The sequence below is a fragment of the Orrella daihaiensis genome, assembly GCF_022811525.1.
Taxonomy (GTDB): domain Bacteria; phylum Pseudomonadota; class Gammaproteobacteria; order Burkholderiales; family Burkholderiaceae_B; genus Algicoccus; species Algicoccus daihaiensis.
Genome location: NZ_CP063982.1, coordinates 2,172,690 through 2,192,832 on the forward strand (window position 1 = coordinate 2,172,690; position 20,143 = coordinate 2,192,832).

Consider the following 20,143-nt stretch of genomic DNA (forward strand, 5'->3'; position numbering starts at 1 on the left):
TCCACGGAGCATGCGGGTGAATAGAGGTTTTTATCTGGTGATGGCAGCACAAGCCTTGTCTTCACTGGCTGATAACGCCTTATTTATTGCGGCGATCGCACTGTTGCAGCAGCTTGACAGCCCTGACTGGATGGCGCCCATGATGAAGTGGTGGTTTGCTGCCACTTACGTACTCTTAGCTGCATTTGTTGGCGCTTTTGCTGACTCTTTCCCCAAGGGCCGTGTGATGTTCGCCACCAATGCCCTAAAAATTACCGGGTGTCTGCTGATGTTCTGGTATTGGGCGTTTGGCCTTTCAGACTCAAGCTCGGCTTATCTGGTGATTGGCGCCTTTGCGCTGGTGGGCGTTGGTGCAGCAGCCTATTCGCCAGCCAAGTACGGCATCGTGACGGAAATGCTTCCTCCCCTCGATCTGGTTAAAGGCAACAGCTGGATTGAAGGTCTGACCGTCTTGTCAATCATTCTGGGTACTGTACTAGGTGGTGTTCTGATATCACCGACCGTCTCGGGCTGGTTGCTCAGCCATCCGGCAATCGCCAGTTTTGTGAAAACGCCTGCTGAGGCTGCCATACTTTGCATCAGTTTTGTGTATGCAGCAGCAGCTATCTGTAACTTATTGATCCCAAGAACAAATATCGAATATCCTCCGCAGCACAAGAACCCAGCAAAGCTTCTGAAGTCGTTTGCCGGTTACGTGAAGATTCTTTGGCACGACAAGCTCGGACAAATCTCACTTGCGGTGACTACCCTTTTTTGGGGTGCGGGTGCGACTTTGCAGCTGATCGTGATTGAATGGGGCCGCAGCCATTTGGGCTACCGTCTCGACCAAGCCTCGATCCTGATGGGTGTAACGGCGTTTGGCACCATATTTGGAGCGGTGTACGCCAGTCGGGTACCACTGCCCAAAGCGCTAGGCGTCTTACCCATGGGTATCGTGATGGGATTGGTCGTTCTCTTTATGCCGCTAGTGACCGAGAAATGGGAGGTCTATAGCTTGCTGCTTGTCATAGGCGGCCTGTCTGGGTACTTTGTCGTGCCCATGAACGCGTTGCTTCAGCACCGCGGCCATTTGCTGCTATCAGCGGGTCATTCGATCGCTGTGCAAAACTTCAATGAACAATTGAACATCTTGCTCATGCTCGGCATTTATGCACTGATGTTAAGGCTTGAACTGCCAATTAACGTCATTATTGTGATCTTTGGCGTGATCGTGGCGGTGCTCATGGCTGTGATCATGCGCTGGAGTCGGTCTAACCTCAAGCAAAATCCTGAGCTCCTTGGCGAGATCGGTCGCCACGGTCATGGAACCGCGCTTTAACACTGACACCTGCTTCTCTTAATACGCATGACGAAGGGCAAACCCTTATAGGGGAATTTGGGTGCCCTTCAAATTCCCACCTATACTTTGGTTACGGCAAAGCTAGCCATGTACTCACAAGGTGCATGACAAATTGGCTTTGAGATTTATTTCCGAAACACATAGGAGAAGCACGATGAAACTACTGGCAACTGCAAGCGCATTGGCCATCGGCGCTGTGGTCGGCATGACCGCCGCTCCCGAGGCACAAGCCCAACAGCCCACCTTCATCACCATCGGTACCGGTGGCGTAACGGGCGTGTACTACCCCACTGGCGGCGCAATTTGTCGCATGATGGCCAGAACCCGCGCTGAACATGGCATCCGCTGCGGTGCAGAATCCACCGGCGGATCAGTCTTTAACGTCAATGCCGTTCGCAATGGTGAACTCGAGTTTGGTGTTGCACAGTCTGACGTTCAATTCAACGCATACAACGGTGCTGACAAATTCAAAGAACAGGGTGCCAACCCCAAGTTGCGCTCGGTGTTTTCTATCCACCCCGAGCCTTTCACTGTCGTGGCACGCAAAGACGCCAACATCAAGACCTTTGAGGACTTAAAGGGCAAACGTGTGAACGTTGGCAACCCAGGTTCAGGCCAGCGCGCCACCATGGAAGTGCTGATGAATCAGATGGGCTGGACCATGAATGATTTCGCACTCGTATCAGAGCTGCAAGCCAACGAACAGTCTCAAGCACTGTGTGACAACAACATCGATGCCATGGTCTACACCGTTGGACATCCGAACGGTTCGATCAAGGAAGCCACCACGGCGTGTGACTCTGTGATTGTCACTGTCGACAATGGTGCAGTCGATGCACTCGTCGCTGGTAAGCCGTTCTACCGCAAGGCTGTCATTCCAGGTGGCATGTACCGTGGCACTGACGCTGACACCAACACCTTCGGTGTGGGTGCCACACTGGTGACCAGCGCCGACGTGCCTGACGAGGTCGTGTACGCATTGACTAAGTCAGTGTTCGAGAACATTGACCAGTTCCGTTCTCTGCACCCGGCATTTGCCAATCTCGATCCCAAGCAAATGGCCAAAGATGGTCTGTCAGCGCCGCTGCATCCAGGCGCTGAGAAGTACTACCGTGAGGCTGGCCTTTTGAACTAAGGTCAGCATCATGGATCGGTGACCCCATGCGTGAAGCATCGGGTCACCGTCCTGTTGGTTTAGTTGCATCAGAACACCAACGAAGCCCAGCCTGTCTGCCGGCTGGCTGGCCAACTCGCTAGCGACATGCTAACGAAGAATGACTGATAAGAATGACTGATTTGTCAGCGATCTGTCAGCAAGTAGTATGATTCGCGGTCTTGTTCAATCCCACAACTGCCCGCCATGACGACCCCAGCACAATCCAACAGCCGCCAATTCAGTGACGAAGAGTTGCAAGAGCTTGTTGCTAGCACGGACAGTGGCGCGCGCACCCCGCAAAACCGCGCTATCGCCATCCTGATTGCGGCAATCGCATTCACCTGGTCACTGTTTCAGCTCTGGATTGCGCAACCTCAACTATGGTTTGCAGAGCACTTACCAGTGCTCAACGCCGCCCAGACGCGCCCGGTACACTTGGGATTCGCGATGCTGCTGGCGTTTCTGGCCTACCCTGCTCTTAAGTCTTCACCTCGCAACCGAATTCCGATCACCGATTGGCTTCTGGCGATTGTCGGTTCCGGTACAGCTTTCTACGTATTCTTTTTCTATCGCGAGTTGGTGGAAACGGCCCGCGCAGGTTTGCCACAGCCAGATCAAATCATCATCGGAGCGATCGGCATCGTGCTTTTACTCGAAGCTTCGCGTCGCGCACTAGGGCCCGCGCTAACCGTGGTGGCTGGCATATTTCTGCTTTACGCCTACATGGGTACTGGGTGGTTAATTCCAGACATCATCGCCCATAGCGGTATATCGTTTAACGCGATTGTGAATGCACAATGGCTAGACACCGGCGGTGTGTTTGGGATCCCGCTCGGCGTATCAACCACGTTCGTGTTTCTATTTGTGTTGTTTGGGTCGCTATTAGATAAAGCCGGAGCTGGTAACTACTTCATTCAACTAGCGTTCGCGGGCTTGGGCAGTCTACGCGGAGGACCCGCCAAAGCCGCCGTGGTGGGCTCTGGTATGACCGGATTGATTTCGGGCTCATCGATTGCCAATGTAGTCACCACCGGTACGTTCACGATACCGCTCATGCGCAAAGTAGGCTTTAGCGCTGAGAAAGCCGGTGCAGTCGAAGTGGCCAGCTCCGTGAATGGGCAAATCATGCCACCAGTCATGGGGGCTGCCGCCTTTCTGATGGTGGAGTTTGTCGGTATTTCTTACGTAGAGGTGATCAAGCACGCCTTTATTCCTGCCATCATTTCCTACATCGCGCTGGTTTATATCGTGCACCTTGAGGCACTCAAACAAGACATGCCAGCACTTGGCCCAGCAAAAAACCTGGCCAGCATGTTTTTAAAAACACTGGTCGGTTTTGTAGTGACAGGTGTGGTTTTTAGCGGTGTGATTTATGGCGTGCGCGGGCTGCAATCTGTAGCACCATCCGTGGCAGATCCTATTGTGCTCTTGATGGTCGCGGCCATTTATCTCGCCACTCTAAAAGTAGCTGCTAGCCGCGATGATCTATCAGCTGACCAGACACTGACTGACGAAACCAAACTGCCGACCATGGGGCAAGTGTTCCCGACCGGCTTGCACTTCTTATTGCCAATCGTGGTTCTGGTCTGGTTTCTGATGGTGGAGATGCAATCGCCGGCCAAGTCGGCATTTTATGCCGTCGCGACCATGCTCTTTATCATCATCACGCAAAAGCCGATCAAAGCGTGGTTTCGCAAGCAGCAAATTGGCCAAGCATTCAAGTACGGGTTTGATGACCTAGTCCAAGGCATGATTGCTGGTGCGCGCAACATGATCGGTATCGGTGTGGCAACCGCTGCAGCCGGTATCATCGTAGCGACCGTCACTCGCACACCCATTGGTACTGAGCTCGCAGACCTGGTAGACACACTCGCTGCCGGTCACCTCATGTTGATGTTGCTGCTAATTGGGGTGTTCTCACTGATTCTTGGCATGGGCCTACCAACGACAGCCAACTACATCGTGGTTTCATCACTCATGGCGTCTGTGGTGGTGACGCTCGGCGCACAAGAAGGCCTGATCGTTCCCCTGATTGCAGCTCACTTGTTCGTTTTTTATTTCGGGATTATGGCCGATGTGACGCCACCCGTCGGATTGGCGAGTTTCGCGGCGGCGGCCGTCTCCGGCGGTGACCCGATACGTACTGGTTTCACTGCTTTTTTCTATTCATTACGTACCGTTGCGTTGCCATTTTTATTTATCTATGAGCCCACATTGATTCTGTATGGGGTCGACTTGGGCACCTGGGCTGGCATTGGTCAGGCGGTTTGGATATTCTGTATCGCGACGATCGCCATGTTGCTCTTTGCTGCTGCCACACAGGGTTACTTTCTGGCACCCTCACGACTCTGGGAAAGCGCGGCTCTTTTGCTGGTTGCATTTACGCTTTTCGTGCCACGCTTTTGGTTAGATCAAGTGCAGGATCCATTCGAACAAAAACCTGCCACTGAACTCGCACAACTCGTTGACGCCATGGCGCCGGGTGAACGGCTACGCTTTGTGGTGCGCGGGCCGTCATTCACCACCGGCGAGCCAACCGAACTGACGATCTCGCACGTCGTAACTGAAAACGACCCAGCTGCAAACCGGCTACAAGAGGCAGGGCTCATGCTGTTGCCTGACGGCGATCGTCTGCTGCTAGATGAACCCATGTTTAATACGGTCTATCAGGAGAAACTCGCCGGCTTTGACTTCTATCTTGACGACAAGGTCGAAGTTGTCAGCGTGCTATCTCCAGCCAAACGCCTACCGAAGCAGGTTTTCTATATCCCCGCCATTGCGTTATTGTTACTCATCATCGTGTTGCAACGCCGTCGCCAAACCAAGCCGGCGTTCTAAATTTCGACCCGAGGCCACCATGCCTAAGAACATTCTGCTGCCAGTGGACTTGTCTGACCTCAAAACGTCAGGCAAGGCTCTGGCGGCTGCGCTTGAATTGGTGGGCCCAAAGACGACCCTGCATGTGGTGTCGGTACTGCCCAAGTTCGGTTATGCCCAGGTGGCTAGCTACTTCAGCGCCGACTTTGAAAAAAAAGCACTTAAACGCTTTGGACAAGCACTGAGTGCTTGGGTCAACACCAACGTACCTGAAGAGGTGAACGTCAAACCCCATGTGCTGCATGGCTCGGTCTATCACGAGGTACTCATGGCTGCCAAGAAATTGAAAGCAGACCTGATCGTGATTGGCGCACACCGCCCGGAGCTCAAAGATTATTTTCTCGGTCCCAATGCTGCACGCATCGTGCAACATGCCAAACAATCTGTCTACGTTGTAAGGAATTAAGTCATGCCTAATCATATTTTCGGTCGCACCGCCAAGTCTAGCATGCCTGTGGCTATCAGGGGTGAAGGGTGCTACATCATTGACGATCAGGGTAAGCGCTACTTTGACGGGTCAGGCGGCGCCGCGGTCTCATGCCTTGGGCATTCCAACGAATCTGTGCGCCTCGCCGTGCGTGAACAAATCGATCATCTTGAATTTGCACATACTGGATTCTTTACCACCCCGGTGGCTGAAACCCTGGCTGACAAGCTAGTTGCACTCGCGCCTGAAGGTATTGACCGGGTCTACCTGGTCTCCGGTGGTTCAGAGGCTGTAGAAGCATCCATCAAGCTCGCCCGCCAATACTTCCTCGAAATTGGAGAGCCTCATCGTCATCACGTCATTGCACGCCGCCAGAGCTATCACGGCAACACCTTGGGTGCATTGGCAGCTGGTGGCAACGAATGGCGCCGTGCTCAGTTTGCACCTCTATTAGTGCCCACCACGCATATCTCACCTTGCTATGCCTATCGAGGCCAGCGTGACGATGAGACACCGGAGCAGTATGGCTTGCGAGTAGCTAACGAGCTTGAAACAGAAATCCAACGACTTGGCCCCGAGACGGTCATGGCGTTCATTGCTGAACCCGTGGTCGGCGCCACGTCGGGAGCCGTCACCGCGGCATCAGGATACTTCAAGCGTGTGCGCGAGATTTGCGATCAATATGGCGTGCTCTTGATTCTGGATGAGGTGATGTGCGGCATGGGCCGCACCGGCTACCTTTTTGCCTGTGAACATGATGGCATCACAGCCGATATCATTACGATTGCCAAGGGACTAGGAGCAGGTTATCAGCCCATCGGCGCCATGCTGACTAGCCAAAAGATTTTCGATGCCATCGCCAAGGGCTCGGGTTTTTTTCAACATGGACATACCTATCTCGGGCATCCAGTAGCAGCAGCAGCGGCCAATGCGGTGCTCGATGTGTTGACATCAGACGGCATGATGGATCGCGTGAAGACGCAGGGAGAGAAACTGCAGGCTGCACTAGAGACTTCACTGGGCGGTCATCCCCATATCGGTGATATCCGAGGCCGAGGTTTGTTCCGTGGTATCGAGCTGGTGCAGGACCGAAACACCAAGGCGGCATTTGACCCAGCCAAAAAACTTCATGCCAAGATCAAGGCTAATGCGTTTGAACGAGGCTTGATTTGTTACCCCATGGGTGGCACGATTGACGGCGTTAATGGCGATCACGTGTTGCTCGCGCCCCCCTTTATCATCGATGACTCACAAATCGATGAAGTTGTTTCCAAGCTCACGCAATCGATTGAAGCGGCATTACAGGGGTGAGATCACCAGCAACATCGCCAAAGGACGTTGAGCACTTCAGAAGCAGCTGCCAGCAGCCCGCATGGGCTGCTGGCCTAATTCCAACACGTGATCGAATGCACACGCGTAGACAAGCTTGCACTTGGCTAGTGAATTAAAGTTCTGTGCTGCTCAAGTCTTTAGGATCACAGCGTTAACAGTGCCCAACCCAATTTCAAACCGCAATCGATCGCCAAGTGCTTTTCTGGCGATCGCTATCCCGGCACCGAATCGTTGGACATAGCCTAATGCTCTCAAGGCCTCGGCTAAGTTCGGGTTGCGATAGTCCGTCACTCCCGGTTTGCCGAAATTTTCTGCAGTAACACTGCCGAATGGACCGCCGGGATTAAGGATTTCAATTCGGTCATCGAACCAGTAAATACGAACGGGTGCATTGGTGCACTCGTAACTGCGATGCATGAATGCGTTACGTACTAGCTGTCTTAAAGCGTCTAACGGATATGTTTCCAGCCTTTGTTCAAGGTCTACGTCCTTGAAATTCACCGCTCGCATATTATGGGCAGCTAATTTTTCTTCCAGTCGTCGAATCTGGTCGGCAATCGTGCCATAGATTGACTCTTCATCCAGGACCGGACAGCTCAGATCGTTACCACTAATCCGTAAAAACTGAGCGTAAGCACAAGGCAACCAATCAGCTGGGACTCTGCCTATCACAAGTAAGCCCAACACTGTAGGCGTAGGTACGTCCTCATCAATCACCATCTTGGTGGCAGCAAGCTTTTGCTCGTATGTCCGTCCATTAGCTGCCAATACATCCGGTGCAACTACAGCCGGCAAATACTCCTCTTCAAAGCGCAAACGGTTGAGCGAATCTAAGCGAGCTCCGGCAATGGGTTGTACATCGAACGGTCGATCACGATGCCTTCTGCGCTCATTTAATATTCTTTCATCCTGAGCAGTCGCAAGCCCACGACGCGGCCCCCAGCGGACATGGACACGGCCTTTGTACCGCACGGGTGGGGTATCGCACGGCCATACCGTGATCACGGCTATATCGGCAGACCCGAATCTGCGCTTCTCAACCAAAAGCGTAGGAGGCGGGACAATGTTACCGTCCGTTTTAAGGTCTGCAAGTTGACGCAAAAGCTCGTCAGACACCTCAAAGTCACTGACCGGCGTGCCATCATCTGTTACGCCAATAATCACAATACCCGGCGAAGCGTGTCCAGCCAAATCGTTGGCGAATGCACAAACTGCTTCACGGACAGTATCTGGTGACTTACCTCGGAAGGACTCTTTACGCTCAACCCGATCTGACTCGAGATCACTCGATAGCGCAGCAAGTTCAGCATCCGATACCGGCTTAATCATGGTTGAAACCCTGAGACGCTCGACTGTTGCTCGATCCACCGCTCGATATCCGCACGTGAAAACCGCCAAGTTCCACCCACCTTGAAAGCCGGTATTTTTTTAGCGGCCGCCAATCTATATATAGTCCTCTGCGTGACCTTAAGGTAATCCGCAACTTGTTTCACCGTAAAAATCTCGGGCGATTCGGCTTGTGAAGTCATTTCATTACCGGAAATACAAGATTTGACAAAATTGTACAAAATTTTCAAATGCAGGTCGTGCGTTAACCAAAAAGTCACACGTCAGCCAGCAGCCCGCATGGGCTGCTGGCCTAATTCCAACACGCTGATCAAGACAGCAGTTCGCGTAACCGTTTCAAATCTTCCCACGCCAAGCGCTTGTCCACAGGTCTGCGTAGCAGGTAGGCGGGGTGATAGGTCACCACCACAGGCACAGATTGACCACCGAGATCAATCGTGTGCGTTGCTTGACGCAGCTTTTGCAGTGGGGCTTCAGTCTTTAGCAACGACTGCGCAGCAAAACGACCCATCGCCAAAATCGCTTTGGGAGCCAAGACCTCCATTTGACGCGCCAAGTAAGGCGCACAAGCTGCAATTTCTTCATCTTTGGGATTACGGTTTGCAGGTGGTCGGCATTTGACTACATTGGTAATGAAAACGCTGGTTTCACGCCCATGGCCAATCGCCTTCAACATATTCTCAAGCAGCTGGCCGGAGCGCCCAACAAAAGGCTTGCCTTGCTGATCTTCTTGCTCGCCGGGGGCTTCGCCCACGATCAAAATAGCGGGCTTCTCGACACCCTCCCCCGGCACAGCGTGCCGTCGGGTTTCGCATAACCCACAGTGCTGGCAAGCAGTGACAGCTTGGGCGATTTGCATCAAACTCAAAGTGGCAAGGTCTGGTCCCGGCACTTGTTCAACGAGGTCAGGTGATGATGCCGCTACGGGTTTCGGAAGCGCAGCTACAGATTGGGCGACAGTTTGCTCAACAGGTTGCGAACCCGCAGGCGTTGATGCCGGCGCAGATGTTGTGTCAGATGCGACGCTGGTGTTGGGACTGTCTACAACAGACTTATCGACAGCAATCCAGGGCACATCAACCCCCATGGCTTTTAGCCAACCATGCTGCAGGCGCGACACCATGATTCGTTTGATCGATCGCTTATCGCCATGCTTGCCCGGGGAGTTCAAAGTTGGTTCTGCCATGCCCTGTTATACCGCTAATTCCCGAATCTCGCGTGATAGAACCAACGCATCTTCGCGCTCGCCTTTACCAGCCGGGTAATAGCCGCGGCGTTTACCAATTTCACGAAATCCCTGTTTTGCGTAGAAAGCCAAAGCTCGCGCATTGGATGGTCTCACTTCCAAAAGCACACGAGACACACCATGATCTCGGGCCAATTGATCAACCTGTGCAAGTAGTTGGGTTGCCAAACCTTGACGGCGATAATCCGGGGCCACCGCAATCACCAACAGATGCACATCATCTGGTGTGGGCATAGCCACACAAAACCCTGCCAGTACATCTTGCACGCGCAACACCCAGGCCCGGTAGCCCGCAGCCAACGCATCCTCAAAATTCCTTCTGCTCCAAGGAAACGCCTGCGACTGTCGTTCAAGCTCCACAACTTCATTCAGATCGACAGGCATCATGGGCATAAGCAGCACTTGATTCGTCCTGCTGCCGCTTGATTCCACTTTGGGGTTTCCGCCCAAGCCATGCTGTCGCTCTTCAGTGGTGAACGCCACTTTGTCGCGCAAGTAAAGTGGTAAAGCTTGTTCTGGCAGGAGCGTCTGACCAGCCTGCCATCGTTGTCGACCGACGATGGCCACTTCTCTGGCATGCGGGCGCGCCTCACTATCAACGCTTTTAACTGGCAGGCTAGTGGTCCAATCCTGGCCTGCTTGCGCATTCACCACTTGCCAGCCCTCACCGACCAACCACGCTAGTTGATCGGTCCCCACGGCTCTAGCCCAAAACTTGAGCCTTGGCTCCACAAATTGCGGCACATCACTTGCCGACAGCAACACAGGCGCTTGTAACTCAATGCCACCTGCGCCGTATGCCGCAAAGTACACCTCCTGCATACGAGCATCAAGTGCGACTAACGTCACACCCGCACCACCATCAAATGCAGCGGCAACAGCCTGCAGTGAATTTACCGCCACCAATGGCAGGTCTAATGCCATAGAGATACCTTGCGCCACGCTGCAACCTAATCGGATACCGGTGAAAGCCCCCGGTCCTTGACCAAACGCCACAAGCCCTATCTCAGATCGGGTGATGCCTGCCTGACGAATCACGCTATCAATCAAAGGCAGGACTGTTTCCGCGTGCCCAGATTGTTGGGTCATGGCGCCGTCAAAGAGCTGTAACTCACCGGCATCGTCACGCAACACTGCCACACTGCCCGTGCGGGTGGTTGTTTCTATCGCAAGAATTGATTTCATGCACGGGATTGTAGCGAGCCCCTGATATCGACGCGCTATCAGTGTCACAGAAAACAAGAACCAGTCTCGTTTCTGGAACAGACCACCCTACGTTATTGGCTTGTCCTGGCTTGTGAATACCAACTTCAAGACACAGTTAAGCTTAACATTTTGTAAAACAAACTTTTGTAGAGCTATCGCTTGACAGGCGGATTGCCAAATCTCATGATCAAGCTCAATAGCATCATAAAAAAGATTTCTTTGTTTAAAAGTTTGTACAGTAAAAAGAGATTGATACCGTGAAACAACGCTCTGATACCAATTCCGTACAAAAGGTTTGTTTGCTGCTAAGCGCAATGTCTAGCCCCGCCCCATGCAGACTCAAAGACTTGGCTGCACAGACGGGTCTAGACAAAGCCAGCATCCTGCGAGTGCTCGAAACCCTGATCGAAGAAGGCTATGTCATACGCGACAATGCCCAGAAAACCTACCAGTTGGGCGACCAGGCTATCTTGCTCGGACTGGCCATGCAGCAGCGCATGCCGGTCGTCCATCAAGCGAGACCCTACATGCTACGCGTGGCCGCCAACAGTGGCGACACAGCACTTCTATTGCAACGCATGGGCGGGGAAGCCGTTTGTATGGATCGTGAGTTTGGCGGCTATCCGATACGCGCCAACTATCTGGAGGTTGGCACCCGGCGTCCGCTCGGACTAAGTTCTGGCGGATTGGCATTACTTGCCTGGCTACCGGATGAAGAAATCAATGCACTATTAGAAATCACAGCACCAGCCATTAAACGGAATTACCCCCACATCACGCGCAGCTTCATGGAAGACCAAGTGGCCAAGTCCCGCTCGCAGGGATATGCTTGCGTGCTTAATCTCTTGGTTGAACAAATGGGAGGTATCGCAGTACCACTGTTTGGTGCAGATGGCAGGCCATTCGCATCCCTGGTGATCTCTGCATTAGCGCGCCGAATTCAGGAGCGTCGGCAAACACTGGCTGAACTGCTTCACGAAACCGCCGTGTTGTTCGCAAAAGAATACACGGGCGTTGATCATCATGCGGCTCTCGCCCGTTATAACGGGGCAGCCACGGCCCTATCGGCCTAGTCTTGCCTATCGGCTATATCAAATCAATGCCCCGCGCACCTTGGCTGATACCCACTCGCTCACCACCACGGTGGCCAGAATCACCACCAGAATCAGTGTCACCTGCGGCCACGCCAATACATTCAACGAGGCTTGCAATTGAAGTCCGATTCCGCCCGCACCGACTAAGCCCAGGATCGTGCTTTCGCGTATGTTGATATCCCACCTAAATACCGATATCCCCAAAAACGCAGGCATGACTTGGGACACGATACCGTAATGCATCACTTGTGCAGACGATGCACCAGTGGCTGTAACCGCTTCCACCTGATTGTGGTCGATCTCTTCAATCGCTTCATAAAGCAGCTTGCCGATAAAGCCGACTGAGCGCAAGGCGATGGCAATGATGCCGGCAAAAATTCCTGGTCCAATAATCGCTACCAACAACAATGCCCAGATCAAAGAGTTGATCGAGCGCGAGGCCACAATAATCGCCAACGCGATTGGACGCACGAAAAGAACTGAAGGCGTAGTGTTGCGAGCCGCCAGAAACGCGACCGGCACAGCCATCACAATACCGCCGAGCGTACCCAAGGTTGCGATATTTAAGGTGTCCCACAACGGCAACCACAGCTCGTTGATATAGCCCCACCGTGGTGGGAACATACGGCCAGCAATATCAGCAGCTTGGGTCGGTGCATCCCACACAAATACCCACATGGTGTTCGCATTCATCAACTGCCAAGACCACACAAACAAGGCCACAAGTGTTAACCATGCAAACCAAATCACCAATTTGGCTTTTGTGGTGCGGTAGGTCCAGATCTGTGGCAGTGTCACGGTTTGATTCATACCCCCCTCACTGCAACCGGCGCCGGATCAGGCCAGAGGTATATTCGACCATCAGCACAATACCAATAATAATCAGCAATATTGCGCCCGCACTGTCGTACTCGTAACGATCGATAGCCGTATTCAGTGTCGCACCGATGCCCCCAGCGCCCACAATACCGATCACAGAGCTTTCCCTGAAATTAATATCCAGACGATATAACGACAAACCAACCAAACGCGGCATAACCTGTGGCGCCACGCCATAAGTCAAGACTTGCAACCAAGATGCGCCCGTGGCGCGAATCGCCTCGACTTGGGATTTATCGATATCTTCGATATCTTCAGCCAAAAGTTTGGACAAAAACCCTATCGTGGCGAATGACAATGTCAAAAAACCAGCAAACGGCCCAAAACCGAACATCGCCACAAAAAAGATTGCGATGATGATCTCTTGCAAAGACCTTGAAATAGCGATGATGGAACGACAAATCAGGTACATCCACTTCGGCGCCATGTTGGTCGCTGCACCAATACCAATTGGCACGCTAATGACAATACCAACCACTGTAGCAGTCAGCGTCATGGTCAGGCTTTCCACCAAGCCAATCGAGATATCGCGCCAACGCGTCGTGAAATCCGGCACTAGAAACCCAGCAACAAATCGCTGACCTCTTTCCAATCCTTCCCAGACACGGGTCCAATTCACTTCAATTGAACCAATTGCCAGAAATAGATAGAGTGCAATGCCACTAAAAATTAACCGGCGCCATAGAGGGTGAGTAAAAATCTGGGGCGGGCGTTTCCAGCTAGAGGGATATGGCTGACCAATAGAACTCATGACGACTAATCCCCGACTTCCTGAATGGCACGCGCCTGTTCGGCTTCACTAGCCACATCTTCGTCGTGCGACTTGCGCATGGCAGTCCAGTCCTCTGCACCATAAATTGTCGTGAGCACCTCGTTATCAAGTGCCTCGGGCTTGCCATCAAAGACGACCCCGCCAGCCCGCAAGCCAACAATGCGTTGCATGAACTGTTTGGCAAGCGGCACATCATGAATGTTAACAATCGCGGGTAACGCACGCTCAACACACACTTCGGTAATCAATCGCATGATCTGGCGACTCGTCTTGGGATCAAGGCTTGCGGTGGGCTCATCAACGAGCAATAAGTCTGGCTCCTGCGCCAATGCTCTGGCAATACCCACTCGCTGGCGTTGACCACCAGACAAAGCGTCAGCTCGCTTGTCTGCATGCGCCAACAGACCGACCCGATCGAGTAAGGCGTAGGCACTTCGTACATCATTGGCCGGAAACTTGCGCAAATATGAACGCCAAAATGGCACATACCCCAAGCGACCTGACAGAACATTCTCCATTACCGTCAGACGCTCTACCAGAGCGTATTCCTGGAAGATCATCCCAATGCGGCGGCGTGCACGCCGCAACTCCTTCGCCGATAGTGACGCCAGGTCTACATCATCCAAAAGAATCTTGCCACCCGATGGCTCAACCAAGCGATTGATGCAACGAATCAGGGTTGACTTGCCCGCACCCGAAGGCCCAATCAAACCCACGATTTCACCCTGACCGATGGTCAATGACACGTTTTTTAGTGCCACATCTTTGGCGCCATACTGCTTGGTCAAGTTCTGAAGCACGAGCATAGGCATTACTCAAGAAAATCACATGTTCATCAAGTCACGACAGAGACACTCCTGTCAGCTGAACAACTTTCATCTGTCAGGAGTGTCCATCGCGGCAAACTTTACTTGCAGGCGTAAGAGACGCCATTTGCTTCATCAATCTTACGGATCACTTCCCAGTCTTTCTTGAAAGTAATGGGTATGAACTTGGCCTCACCACTTTTTTCAAATTCTTTTTGTAGCTTGGTGCCATCCCAATTAAACGAGAAAAAAGCTTCCTTAATCTTGTCCTGTAACTCAGGCTTTAGGTTATAGACCACGCCATAACCTGTAGTCGGGAAAGTCTGGGAGGTATAGATGATGTTGATCTGTTCCGGCTTGATCACATCACGTGCTTGCATACGCTTGCGCACCGAATTGGCAATTGATGCTGCTGGGTAATCTTTATTGGCCACACCCAGAATCGAGTTGTCATGCTTACCAGAGAAGACGGCCTCGAAATCACGACCAGGCTCCATGTTGAAGTCTGCCTTCAAAATGGCCGAGGGCGCTTTGAAACCCGAGTTTGATGTCTGTGAAGTAAAGGCTAGCTGCTTGCCCTTGATATCTTCGACCTTCTGAATGCCAGAACCAGGATAAGAAATAATCTCCATTTCGTAACCGAAGCTGTCATCAGCACGCGCCATCATGGCAAACGGTTTGAAACCTGCGCAAGCGACCGCCAGCGGATTTGATCCGGTGTTAAAGCCAGCAACATGCAGGCGTCCTGAACGCATGGCTTCAATTTGAGCGGCATTTGACTGCACCGGGAAGAACTGCACCTTCTTACCGGTTACTTTGGACATATGGTCGATGAACTCAGACCATACATCGGCGTAGACAGCGGGGTCTTCAACCGGCGTGTATGCAAAAATCAGTGTCGAAGGATCAATCTGCTTGGACACATCAGTTGGGGTGTCGGCAGTCAAGTCACCATCACTATCTGTATAGCGGGAATCCAGTGTGAACTGAGCACTAGCAGCGGCAGAGAACATCAGGGATGCGGCAACCACACCCATTGTAAATTTACGCATGTCAAACTCCTGATTAAGGTAGAAGCACTAGTAACCAACCGCAAATCGAGCGATAACTACAAAGCTTTCTAACCTTAAGTCAGCAACATGACAGGTTTATGTCAGCCGCACAGCCAGGGGAATCAATCCCGCGCTTTTAGATAAGCGGCCATCAAATCCGGAAAATCGGTGAACACACCATCGACCTGCGCCACATTTAATAGCCAGTCATGCATGACATCGACATCAGCAGCAAATGGCGGCAATGCATCAGCCCTTAACGTGTAAGAATGAATCGTCAAACCTAGTTGCTTGGCCTGTGCAACCCATGGTGCTGCTACTGGGGTATGTGTACCCGCGTAGGCTGGCTCCTCACCTTCAGCTGTTTGGGCGCTTGCATACAAAAGCGCGATCGCTACGCCCACACAGTCAGCATAGGACGCAATCTTTTTAAGGCCCTCTGGCGTGAGCATCCAGTCCGAATCAACTGGCGCCCATTTGCCGCTCGCATCTCGTTCACAGGTTGTATGCCATTCGTTGTAACCAACGAGTTGACCCAGACGTATATCCATCTGCATTTCTGGCATGAGCTCACGTTTTATGCGCTGCAAGGCTTTAGCATCAAACGTCTCCAGAATGACTGCGTCCGTGCGCTGTGCATAGCCGTACTGCTTTAATGTCTCTAGTGCGGCCGCACAAAGATCAAACCCTGCGTCTTCGTGAAACCAGGGGGCTTTAAGCTCAAGGTAAAGGCCCACTTCGCGCTTGAACGATTTATTTAAACCCTGCAACAGCTCTATTTCTTCTGCCAGAGTATGCATCTGAAATCGTGATTTACCTGGCGGAAAACGGCCGGGGTAAGACGCCACACTGCCAGGGCTATCACTGGCCACCCGCTCAGTCAAGTTAAGCGAGCGCAGTTCTTCTAACGTGAAGTCAATCACATAGAAGTGACCGTCGTCTCTTGAACGATCCGGGAACTTGGTGTCCACATCACTTAAGCCCTCCAGATACAGATCGTGTAACACCACCAATTCACCGTCTTTGGAGGCCAGTATGTCGGTTTCCCAGTAATCGGCTCCTTGAGCATGAGAGACCGCCTTGGCAGCTAGCGTGTTCTCTGGCAGATAGCCGCTAGCACCTCGGTGGGCAATGATTAGTGGTTTTTTTAAGCTCATCTGTATCGGTCAGGTATTCGATTAGGGTATCTACCATGCTCGCGGTGACGATCGGTGCCACCACATGCGGTTAATCTAAACAATAACTTGATTCGGCACGCCAGACGTGTTGCGCAAATGACCGGTCCGACAGATAAATGCAACGCAGTTTTTGCGATGCCACTTTACTTTCCTAGACCTGCCCTGCAGAATCAGGCTTAGTTATAACCACAATTGTTATCGGAGACATGAGTATGTTGACCAAATTGACGCGCCGCAGCTTGATCGCAGCCGCCCTTGGCGTTTCGCTTTCAATGGGATTGGGTACCGTCTCGGCACAACCGAGCAAGCCAGAGTGTATTGCGCCGGCCAAGCCTGGCGGTGGCTTTGATTTAACTTGCCGACTAGCCCAGGCGGCGTTTAAGGATGGTGGCGAACTCACCGAACCATTGCGCATTTCATACATGCCCGGCGGTATCGGCGCTGTCGCGTACAACACCATCGTGGCTCAGCGTCCCGACGAGGGCAATACCATCATTGCATTCTCTGGCGGATCCCTGCTGAACCTAGCTCAGGGCAAGTTTGGCAAGTACAACGTCAATGACGTACGTTGGCTAGCCGCCATTGGCGCTGATTTCGGGGTGATGATCGTGCGGGACGATTCGCCATTCAAGAACGTCAAGCAAGTCATGGACGCCATCAAGGCCGACCCGAGCAAGATCGTGTTTGGCGCCGGTGGCTCCGTGGGTAGCCAAGACTGGATGAAGGCTGCATTAACTGCCCGCGCCGCAGGGATTGATTACAAGAAAATGCGATTTGTCGCATTTGAAGGTGGTGGTGAAACGGTCACAGCCCTTCGTGGTGGTCACATTCAGATTTATATGGGAGATGCGGCTGAAGCCGTCACCATGCTCAATGGTGGGGCACCCATCCGGGTGCTGGCTGTCTATGCCGACAAGCGCTTGACTGGCAAATTAGCTGATGTACCCACAGCCAAGGAACAAGGCTATGACATCCAGTGGCCGATTATCCGCGGTTTCTACATGGGCCCCAAGGTCTCGGATGCCGACTACAACTGGTGGGCAAGTGCCTTCAAGAAAGTCATGGCCACGCCTCAGTATGCCGAGCTGCGTGCCAAGCAAGGTCTGTTTCCGTTTGACATGACTGGCGCTGAGCTCGACACATACGTTAAGCAACGCGTCAAGGACTACACCGAAATTGCCGAGACGTTTGGACTGATTAAAAAATAAACATATCCAACATCATCTTCGCCCGAGTAAGTTAGGGCATCAGATATCCGGGGGAGCAGGCTCCCCCGCTTTTTACCAAGCACTGATCACCAGGTTTAAACTTGGTGAGATGACAACCACTGGATAGTTCTGTGCAGCTAAACGACCGTGTACTAGGAGTTTTGGCGATCGCGTTTGGCGCGTTCCTGTTCTGGTTCGGCCATGATCTGGAGGCACCCTTCTCTTACGAACCAGTTGGTCCAAGGGCCTTTCCGATGCTGGTTGCCACCGTGATCACCCTTTGCGGTATTTGGCTGGCGATTAAGGGTGGCAACCCAGTTCAAGGCAACAGTGCGACTGCGAACTGGCGTATTGCGCTCATGGTCGTGATGGTGGCTGCCTACGCGCTGTTATTTCAGACGCTTGGCTTTATCGTGGCGACTGCTTTGGTAACCGCAGCGGTGGGGCGCCTGTTTGGTGGCAGCTGGAGCAAAGTGGTCATTGCCGGCATTGGCGTGGGAATTGGATTTTTTCTGTTGTTTGATCGGGTGTTTGAAGTGGTGTTGCCAACCGGTATCCTGGGGCAATGGCTATGAGCGGCATCATAGAAAACATTGGCTTGGGTTTCGATGTTGCGTTCAGTCCTTTAAACGTGCTGGTGGCTGCCGTCGGCGCTTTTTTAGGAACGGTCGTCGGTGTGCTTCCGGGATTAGGACCCATCAATGGCGTGGCAATGCTCATTCCGATTGCATTCGCCATGAACTTGCCACCCGAAACAGCCCTCATCTTGCTGGCAGCAGTCTACGTGGGTGCCGAGTATGGTGGGCGTATTACCTCAATTTTGCTAAACGTTCCGGGTGAGGCCGCCTCAGTCATGACCACGCTGGACGGTTATCCGCTGGCGCGTCAGGGCCTGGGTAATGTTGCTCTGTCATTGTCAGCCTGGGCATCATTTGCCGGTTCATTGATTGGCACGCTTGGCATTTTGTTCTTTGCCCCGCTTTTGGCGGACTGGGCACTGGCATTTGGGCCCGCAGAATACTTTGTGCTGATGATTTTTGCGTTTTGCGCACTGACCACCTTGCTAGGTGATCAACCCGTAAAGGGCTTGCTGTCGGCAGCGATCGGACTGGCAATTTCGACAGTGGGTGTGGATGCCAACTCAGGCGTCTACAGATACACCTTTGACATTCCCAACTTAGCCGACGGCATGGCATTCGTGGTAGTGATTATTGGTCTGTTCGCTATTTCCGAATTACTGGAGATGCTGGAAAAAAGTGCAAGCGGTGTGTCCATTGAGGTCCCCAAAAGCACGCGCAAGATGTTTAACGCCAAAGAATGGGTCTACACACTGGCATCGACTATTCGCTCAGGTGTCATGGGATTCTTTATCGGTGTCTTGCCTGGTGCAGGTGCCAGTGTGGCCTCGGCGGTCGCCTACGCCAACGAGAAACGGCACTGTGAAGGCAAGGATCCCAACGCCAAGTTCGGCCAGGGAGACCTCAGAGGGTTAACCGCACCAGAGGCGGCGAACAATGGGTCCGCCACTGGCTCATTTATTCCCATGCTCACGCTTGGTGTGCCCGGTTCTGGCACGACAGCAGTCATGATGGGTGCTTTGTCCCTCTACAACATCACACCAGGCCCAGTACTGTTTGACAGCAATCCCAGTCTTGTCTGGGGCTTAATCGCCTCCCTATTCATAGCCAACGTGATGCTGCTCTTTATGAACATTCCGATGGTGCGTGTGTTTGCTTCGATGCTTCGGATTCCGCCATGGCTATTGGTACCCGCTATTGTGGTGATTAGCTTCGTCGGGGTCTATGCACTGCATTCGGCGACCTTTGATCTAGGGCTCGCTATTGCGATCGGTGTGGTTGGCTATTTCTTGCGCAAGATGGGAGTGCCGTTACCTCCGCTGGTGCTGGGCGTAGTGCTGGGCAACCTGATGGAACAAAATCTGCGCAGAGCCCTATCGATCACCAACGGTGAGCTCTTCATCCTCTGGGAGAGCAATATGGCCAAAGGGCTATGGATCGCTTCGGTGCTGATCGTTGCGGTGCCCTGGCTTTACCGAAGGTTTCGAACCCGAACAAAAATGCCGGGAAATCCCTAGCTCTCCCATTTCCCTACCATCTGCCCTTACTCGGTATTTTGTGCTGCGCAAATCATGTGATTACTGATCTTGCTGTCACAAACATTTCATGTTGGGATGATTAACTCTGACGGTTCGAGTCAAGGGTAC

The 20,143-nt window shown here is 52.6% G+C and carries 18 protein-coding genes; 9 read left to right on the forward strand and 9 right to left on the reverse strand.

Features of this window, described 5'->3' with window-relative positions; all coding sequences use genetic code 11:
• The first annotated feature begins 16 nt into the window (after nt 1-16).
• The 5 genes from lplT to DHf2319_RS10050 all read left to right on the forward strand — a co-directional run bounded on the left by lplT (nt 17) and on the right by DHf2319_RS10050 (nt 7,110).
• Entirely contained in the window at nt 17-1,318 is a 1,302-nt protein-coding gene (lplT, locus tag DHf2319_RS10030; protein WP_243478075.1) for a lysophospholipid transporter LplT, read from the forward strand.
• A 175-nt stretch (nt 1,319-1,493) separates the two neighbouring features.
• The gene (locus DHf2319_RS10035) at nt 1,494-2,474 is read left to right on the forward strand and encodes a TAXI family TRAP transporter solute-binding subunit (RefSeq protein WP_256462157.1); all 981 of its coding nucleotides are present in this window, start codon (nt 1,494-1,496) and stop codon (nt 2,472-2,474) included.
• Between the two features lie 225 nt (nt 2,475-2,699).
• A complete protein-coding gene (locus DHf2319_RS10040; RefSeq protein ID WP_243478076.1) occupies nt 2,700-5,333 on the forward strand; it encodes a TRAP transporter permease in 2,634 nt (877 codons plus the stop codon).
• Nucleotides 5,334-5,352: 19 nt separating this feature from the next.
• Nucleotides 5,353-5,778: a universal stress protein gene (locus tag DHf2319_RS10045; RefSeq protein ID WP_243478077.1), complete on the forward strand. Its 426-nt coding sequence runs from the start codon at nt 5,353-5,355 to the stop codon at nt 5,776-5,778.
• A 3-nt stretch (nt 5,779-5,781) separates the two neighbouring features.
• Nucleotides 5,782-7,110, forward strand: a complete 1,329-nt coding sequence (locus DHf2319_RS10050) for an aspartate aminotransferase family protein (RefSeq protein ID WP_243478078.1) — start codon at nt 5,782-5,784, stop codon at nt 7,108-7,110.
• A gap of 150 nt (nt 7,111-7,260) precedes the next feature.
• Here DHf2319_RS10050 and DHf2319_RS10055 read toward each other — a convergent pair whose 3' ends face one another.
• From DHf2319_RS10055 to tsaB, 4 genes are all read right to left on the reverse strand, one after another.
• On the reverse strand, nt 7,261-8,460 hold the full coding sequence (locus tag DHf2319_RS10055; RefSeq protein ID WP_243478079.1) for an RNA/DNA-binding domain-containing protein: 1,200 nt from the start codon (nt 8,458-8,460) through the stop codon (nt 7,261-7,263).
• Nucleotides 8,457-8,660 carry a methylation-associated defense system helix-turn-helix domain-containing protein MAD1 gene (mads1, locus tag DHf2319_RS10060; protein WP_243478080.1) on the reverse strand — a complete coding sequence of 68 codons (204 nt, stop codon included), beginning with the start codon at nt 8,658-8,660 and terminating at the stop codon, nt 8,457-8,459. Before mads1 ends, DHf2319_RS10055 begins: the two co-directional genes overlap by 4 nt.
• Before the next feature lie 128 nt (nt 8,661-8,788).
• A complete protein-coding gene (locus DHf2319_RS10065) occupies nt 8,789-9,664 on the reverse strand; it encodes a uracil-DNA glycosylase (protein WP_243478081.1) in 876 nt (291 codons plus the stop codon).
• A 6-nt stretch (nt 9,665-9,670) separates the two neighbouring features.
• A complete protein-coding gene (gene tsaB, locus DHf2319_RS10070; RefSeq protein ID WP_243478082.1) occupies nt 9,671-10,909 on the reverse strand; it encodes a tRNA (adenosine(37)-N6)-threonylcarbamoyltransferase complex dimerization subunit type 1 TsaB in 1,239 nt (412 codons plus the stop codon).
• Nucleotides 10,910-11,187: 278 nt separating this feature from the next.
• On the opposite strand from tsaB, the gene DHf2319_RS10075 reads away from it, so the two are divergent.
• Nucleotides 11,188-12,003, forward strand: a complete 816-nt coding sequence (locus DHf2319_RS10075) for an IclR family transcriptional regulator (RefSeq protein ID WP_243478083.1) — start codon at nt 11,188-11,190, stop codon at nt 12,001-12,003.
• Between the two features lie 18 nt (nt 12,004-12,021).
• Here the strand turns inward: DHf2319_RS10075 and phnE (DHf2319_RS10080) are convergent, their stop codons facing one another.
• From phnE (DHf2319_RS10080) to glpQ, 5 genes are all read right to left on the reverse strand, one after another.
• Nucleotides 12,022-12,834, reverse strand: coding sequence for a phosphonate ABC transporter, permease protein PhnE (gene phnE / locus DHf2319_RS10080; RefSeq protein WP_243478084.1), 813 nt, complete (start codon nt 12,832-12,834; stop codon nt 12,022-12,024).
• A 7-nt stretch (nt 12,835-12,841) separates the two neighbouring features.
• The gene (gene phnE, locus DHf2319_RS10085; RefSeq protein ID WP_243478085.1) at nt 12,842-13,654 is read right to left on the reverse strand and encodes a phosphonate ABC transporter, permease protein PhnE; all 813 of its coding nucleotides are present in this window, start codon (nt 13,652-13,654) and stop codon (nt 12,842-12,844) included.
• A gap of 5 nt (nt 13,655-13,659) precedes the next feature.
• The gene (gene phnC / locus DHf2319_RS10090) at nt 13,660-14,481 is read right to left on the reverse strand and encodes a phosphonate ABC transporter ATP-binding protein (RefSeq protein ID WP_243478086.1); all 822 of its coding nucleotides are present in this window, start codon (nt 14,479-14,481) and stop codon (nt 13,660-13,662) included.
• Nucleotides 14,482-14,582: 101 nt separating this feature from the next.
• Nucleotides 14,583-15,533, reverse strand: coding sequence for a phosphate/phosphite/phosphonate ABC transporter substrate-binding protein (gene phnD / locus DHf2319_RS10095; protein ID WP_243478087.1), 951 nt, complete (start codon nt 15,531-15,533; stop codon nt 14,583-14,585).
• A gap of 122 nt (nt 15,534-15,655) precedes the next feature.
• Nucleotides 15,656-16,690, reverse strand: coding sequence for a glycerophosphodiester phosphodiesterase (gene glpQ / locus DHf2319_RS10100; RefSeq protein WP_243478088.1), 1,035 nt, complete (start codon nt 16,688-16,690; stop codon nt 15,656-15,658).
• A 233-nt stretch (nt 16,691-16,923) separates the two neighbouring features.
• On the opposite strand from glpQ, the gene DHf2319_RS10105 reads away from it, so the two are divergent.
• The 3 genes from DHf2319_RS10105 to DHf2319_RS10115 all read left to right on the forward strand — a co-directional run bounded on the left by DHf2319_RS10105 (nt 16,924) and on the right by DHf2319_RS10115 (nt 20,014).
• The gene (locus DHf2319_RS10105) at nt 16,924-17,919 is read left to right on the forward strand and encodes a Bug family tripartite tricarboxylate transporter substrate binding protein (protein ID WP_369810182.1); all 996 of its coding nucleotides are present in this window, start codon (nt 16,924-16,926) and stop codon (nt 17,917-17,919) included.
• A 131-nt stretch (nt 17,920-18,050) separates the two neighbouring features.
• On the forward strand, nt 18,051-18,494 hold the full coding sequence (locus DHf2319_RS10110) for a tripartite tricarboxylate transporter TctB family protein (protein ID WP_243478089.1): 444 nt from the start codon (nt 18,051-18,053) through the stop codon (nt 18,492-18,494).
• Nucleotides 18,491-20,014 carry a tripartite tricarboxylate transporter permease gene (locus DHf2319_RS10115; RefSeq protein WP_243478090.1) on the forward strand — a complete coding sequence of 508 codons (1,524 nt, stop codon included), beginning with the start codon at nt 18,491-18,493 and terminating at the stop codon, nt 20,012-20,014. Before DHf2319_RS10110 ends, DHf2319_RS10115 begins: the two co-directional genes overlap by 4 nt.
• The last annotated feature ends 129 nt before the right edge of the window (nt 20,015-20,143 follow it).

Excerpts from the sequence above, each read along its gene's own strand:
- DHf2319_RS10055 (WP_243478079.1), bottom strand. The coding sequence starts at position 8,460 with ATGATTAAGCCGGTATCGGATGCTGAACTTGCTGCGCTATCGAGTGAT.
- tsaB (WP_243478082.1), bottom strand. The coding sequence starts at position 10,909 with ATGAAATCAATTCTTGCGATAGAAACAACCACCCGCACGGGCAGTGTG.
- DHf2319_RS10115 (WP_243478090.1), top strand. The coding sequence starts at position 18,491 with ATGAGCGGCATCATAGAAAACATTGGCTTGGGTTTCGATGTTGCGTTC.
- DHf2319_RS10045 (WP_243478077.1), top strand. The coding sequence starts at position 5,353 with ATGCCTAAGAACATTCTGCTGCCAGTGGACTTGTCTGACCTCAAAACG.
- glpQ (WP_243478088.1), bottom strand. The coding sequence starts at position 16,690 with ATGAGCTTAAAAAAACCACTAATCATTGCCCACCGAGGTGCTAGCGGC.
- phnE (WP_243478085.1), bottom strand. The coding sequence starts at position 13,654 with ATGAGTTCTATTGGTCAGCCATATCCCTCTAGCTGGAAACGCCCGCCC.
- mads1 (WP_243478080.1), bottom strand. The coding sequence starts at position 8,660 with ATGACTTCACAAGCCGAATCGCCCGAGATTTTTACGGTGAAACAAGTT.
- DHf2319_RS10035 (WP_256462157.1), top strand. The coding sequence starts at position 1,494 with ATGAAACTACTGGCAACTGCAAGCGCATTGGCCATCGGCGCTGTGGTC.
- DHf2319_RS10040 (WP_243478076.1), top strand. The coding sequence starts at position 2,700 with ATGACGACCCCAGCACAATCCAACAGCCGCCAATTCAGTGACGAAGAG.
- DHf2319_RS10050 (WP_243478078.1), top strand. The coding sequence starts at position 5,782 with ATGCCTAATCATATTTTCGGTCGCACCGCCAAGTCTAGCATGCCTGTG.
- phnD (WP_243478087.1), bottom strand. The coding sequence starts at position 15,533 with ATGCGTAAATTTACAATGGGTGTGGTTGCCGCATCCCTGATGTTCTCT.
- phnC (WP_243478086.1), bottom strand. The coding sequence starts at position 14,481 with ATGCTCGTGCTTCAGAACTTGACCAAGCAGTATGGCGCCAAAGATGTG.
- phnE (WP_243478084.1), bottom strand. The coding sequence starts at position 12,834 with ATGAATCAAACCGTGACACTGCCACAGATCTGGACCTACCGCACCACA.
- DHf2319_RS10065 (WP_243478081.1), bottom strand. The coding sequence starts at position 9,664 with ATGGCAGAACCAACTTTGAACTCCCCGGGCAAGCATGGCGATAAGCGA.
- DHf2319_RS10105 (WP_369810182.1), top strand. The coding sequence starts at position 16,924 with ATGTTGACCAAATTGACGCGCCGCAGCTTGATCGCAGCCGCCCTTGGC.